Genomic DNA, 3,687 nt, shown 5'->3' with positions numbered 1-3,687 from the left:
GACTTCGATGTGATAAATGATAGCTAATCATTTATCAACGAGAGATACAAGGCGCTAAGCTTGCTTGCGCGAGAAGCGTAGCTTCTAATTACTTATGATTTCTCAAATATAATTTAAATTTTAAGCCCTCCTATAATAGCTTTGGCAGAATTACTTTATAAATAGGTCTTACATTAGCTAAAGGAGCACAAACACTTACACCACTTCCAAAGACTGGTATTTACAGCAAACCGAAGATCAAGTTATATTGGTTTTAGAGTATTAAGAGGAATTAAAAAGGTTAAATAAAGGATTAAAATGAAACCTACATGCCCTTCTTGCCGTGATTGGTTTGGTTTAAATAAAACACTAAAAGTTTTAAAAGCACTTGGAATATCACTTTTATTAATAACTAGTCTGCTAAATATTTTCAGTATTAAAAGTGAATATAGCTCAATTTTCTCAACCGTTGGTTTTGTCGGAATATTTATAGCTATGATTATTACTTTTTTTGGTAAGCATGAAGCAATCAAATAATAAAAAAACAAAAAAGAAGCCAAAAATAAAACATGCTAATATTAGTAATACTAGAATGCTGTTGAACCAAGTAGCATTCTCTTTGTTTTCTTTTGCTGTAGGGTTATTACTTATAATAATCGCCGTAAAATCTATATACGACGGTTATGTTCATACACCAACAGATTATCGAGTTGAATCTGAGGTTTATTTTTTCTCTACCTCTCCATTTGCTTATCTTTTTAACCTTTTTTTTTACTTAGGGTGTGGGATCTTTTTTTTGGCTATACCGTACCTAAGTAGAGACATGTTTCCGCGTAAAAAAGAGAAAAAACTAAGCAAAAAAGCTCAAAGAAAAAATAAACAATAGTTTTTATTAACTCGTTCTGTATTTATGCAATAACTCAAAAGGTATATGGCAATAGTCATCAGGGTGGTTGGTTAAACGGTCTTGGTGCTCAGGATCGCTTGGTACGTAATTAGTTAACAGCTCTACCTGTACTACAATTTTATCGGCATCGCTGCGCTTTTTGATATAGTTGTTTGCTGCGTCTAAATGGGTTTGGTGTTTACTGTAAATAGCAGTGCGGTATTTAGGGCCTACGTCATCCCCTTGTTTATTAATGCTGTATGGGTCAATAATTTCAAAAAAGTAGTCAAACAGCTTATTTAGGGTAACGGCGTTTGGGTCATAAATTACCTTTACGCATTCTGCATAACCATCGTATTCGCCACCTGTCGTTTTGCTTGTTCCATTAGCGCGCCCTGCCTGTGTGATAACAACACCTGGTAAGTGTTTCATAAACTCTTGTACACCCCACAGGCAGCCACCAGCAAAGTAAATAGTATTGTGTTCTTTAGTATCCATTATAAATGTTACCTAATGAGAAAAGTGTGAATGGTTATCAAATGCAGTTATTAACAAATTAATGTACAATCGCGCACAAAATGTCTGCTGTTACATTTAGTTATTTTATCATGCTCAAATATAAGCTTTGAAATTAATTGTAACCGCCGCTACAAATAAAAAACGACGAGAAACACATGAACAGCACACCACACGTTATATTACCTGCACTGTTATGCAGCGTTACCCCATTTGTTGATGCCAATACGCTACCTAATGAGTCATCAATCGAGCAAATAACGGTTGAAGCTTCGCCTACTGCGAATAAACTGCCTGTCGGTACATTTGACTCGCCTATTTCTAATTTAGAATACGATCCGCGTGTAGATCTTCAATCACGAAATATGGCTGAGGCACAAGCTGATGTAACTATTCGTGGCGGTATTTTTGAAAACACCGGCTTTAAAGTAGGCAGTGCTACCCTGCTTGACCCGCAATCTGGTCATTATTTTGCTGAAATTCCCATTGCACCGCAAATGCTAAGCGGCCCAGCAGTTTTAACCGGTGCTGATAATGCACTATACGGTATGAACAGCTCTGTAGGTACGGTTTCGTTTGGTTGGAAACCGATTATTACTGGCGGTAGTGTATCACTTGGTACTGGTACGAATGACTTTAATCTTCAAAGTATTCACGCAGCTAAAAACACACAACTTGATAGCTTAGTTAACTATACCCTTGGTTTTGAAGGTGAATATTCTCACTCGCAAAGTGATGGCACTATTGATAATGGTGACCATGACTTTTCACGCGCCTCAGCTCGCGTGCAATTAGCAAGCGAGGATAGCCAAACCGATTTATTTTATGGCTCGCAAGATAAGTTTTTTGGTTGGCCTAACTTGTATACCCCTTTTGGCGTTAACGAAACTGAAGATCTAGAAACCCGCCTTTGGATGCTTAATCACAAACAAAATTACGCTGAAAACAGCAATTTTGAAGTATCGGCATATTACCGTACCCATGATGATCACTATATTTATTCGCGCGAAAACCCAAGTGCATTTGAAGCGTTTCATAAAAGCGAAGTTAAATCGCTGGCTCTTTCGGGCCGCCATGCACAAAGCAATGCACTGGCAATCAATTACTCTGCACAGTTTATTGATGACTCGATTGAATCAACCACACTTGAAAACAACTTTACCTCACGAAAATATTATAAGCTGAGCATATTGCCCCAATACACTATGGCTTTAAAAGCGAGTCAGCAGCTTACTTTTCGCTTAGGTGCTGCGTATGATGATACTAATCGTGATGATGCTGAAATATCAGCTATTGGTGATATAACCTTAAATACCCAAAACAGTGACGGCACAGCGCACAGTCTTTATTTATCATACGCGCAGGCAAGCCAAGTTGCAGGCTACACAGCTATTGGTGGCAGCGATTCTGGCGGGTTATTTAGAAGTAACTACAACCTTGAGCGCGAAACGACTTCAAACTTAGAACTAGGCTTACTACTTGAAGAGCAAAGCTGGCAGTTAAACTCAGCCATTTTTTATCGAAAAGATAATAACTTAACCGACTGGACCTTTAATTTTGACTCCACCTCTGCGCGCTTTGCAAACCCAGTTGATATTGATACTGCAGGGGTTGAATTTTTAGCGACTAAACACTTTGATACTGCAAAACTTATTGCTAGCTACACCTATTTGCATAAATCAGAAAACTATGGCGCTGCCGATATTGATGCTAGTTTTTACGCGTTAAACTTTCCTGATCACCGTATAACACTCGGCGCTGTGTACAACCCAACTGATATTTTAGAATTTAGAATAGACAACGAATGGCGTACACAACACAAAAACGCACTTAGAAACGGCCACGACAACGCGTTATTTACCCAGCTAACGCTTAAAATAACCCCGCCACAGTTAAGCAATTTATTTATTACTTTAGCGGCAGATAACTTATGGGATGAGTCGTTTGAAGAAATACCCGGTACACCAGGGCGCGGTGAACAATATACGTTAAGCGCAACGTATAGTTGGTAAAAATTAAAGTGGCGTTTACAAACTCATTTATATTTTGTTTTGTAAACGCTGTGGTTTTTATAAAAGCGTTATTCTAGACAAAAATATTGCACAAAGAGAATTGAATCAGAAATAAATGAGAAAACACAAAGCAACGATTACTCAATAGTTCATCTCTTCCTCTAAAAGCGCGGCGCCTCTTACCCTCTTTGCGAATAAATCACTTTATGGCCTTAAGCCAGAAAAAGCAGCGCGTTTTTATATATAGCAAAGCTAAAAAGTTGCACAAAGAGAAGCGAATGAGGAGTAAATGAG

The 3,687-nt window shown here is 38.0% G+C and carries 4 protein-coding genes; 3 read left to right on the top strand and 1 reads right to left on the bottom strand.

The window, feature by feature from the left end; translation table 11 throughout:
- Window positions 1-297: 297 nt before the first annotated feature.
- Together AABI99_RS17695 and AABI99_RS17690 are read left to right on the top strand one after the other, a co-directional pair.
- Window positions 298-516, top strand: coding sequence for a hypothetical protein (locus tag AABI99_RS17695; protein WP_338367440.1), 219 nt, complete (start codon window positions 298-300; stop codon window positions 514-516).
- Window positions 500-865: a hypothetical protein gene (locus AABI99_RS17690; RefSeq protein ID WP_338367439.1), complete on the top strand. Its 366-nt coding sequence runs from the start codon at window positions 500-502 to the stop codon at window positions 863-865. The genes AABI99_RS17695 and AABI99_RS17690 overlap by 17 nt, the downstream gene beginning before the upstream one ends.
- A 6-nt stretch (window positions 866-871) precedes the next feature.
- On the opposite strand, the gene AABI99_RS17685 is transcribed toward AABI99_RS17690, so the two are convergent.
- Window positions 872-1,363, bottom strand: a complete 492-nt coding sequence (locus AABI99_RS17685) for a peptide-methionine (S)-S-oxide reductase (RefSeq protein WP_338367438.1) — start codon at window positions 1,361-1,363, stop codon at window positions 872-874.
- A 176-nt stretch (window positions 1,364-1,539) separates the two neighbouring features.
- Between AABI99_RS17685 and AABI99_RS17680 the strand changes: the two genes are divergently transcribed.
- Window positions 1,540-3,393 (top strand): TonB-dependent receptor, encoded by a 1,854-nt coding sequence (locus AABI99_RS17680; RefSeq protein ID WP_338367437.1) that lies wholly within the window; start codon window positions 1,540-1,542, stop codon window positions 3,391-3,393.
- The last annotated feature ends 294 nt before the right edge of the window (window positions 3,394-3,687 follow it).

The sequence above is a fragment of the uncultured Pseudoalteromonas sp. genome, from assembly GCF_963922945.1.
Classification (GTDB): Bacteria; Pseudomonadota; Gammaproteobacteria; order Enterobacterales; family Alteromonadaceae; genus Pseudoalteromonas.
This window is presented reverse-complemented; position numbering and strand designations above follow the sequence as displayed.

Excerpts from the sequence above, each read along its gene's own strand:
- AABI99_RS17695 (WP_338367440.1), top strand. The coding sequence starts at position 298 with ATGAAACCTACATGCCCTTCTTGCCGTGATTGGTTTGGTTTAAATAAA.
- AABI99_RS17690 (WP_338367439.1), top strand. The coding sequence starts at position 500 with ATGAAGCAATCAAATAATAAAAAAACAAAAAAGAAGCCAAAAATAAAA.
- AABI99_RS17685 (WP_338367438.1), bottom strand. The coding sequence starts at position 1,363 with ATGGATACTAAAGAACACAATACTATTTACTTTGCTGGTGGCTGCCTG.
- AABI99_RS17680 (WP_338367437.1), top strand. The coding sequence starts at position 1,540 with ATGAACAGCACACCACACGTTATATTACCTGCACTGTTATGCAGCGTT.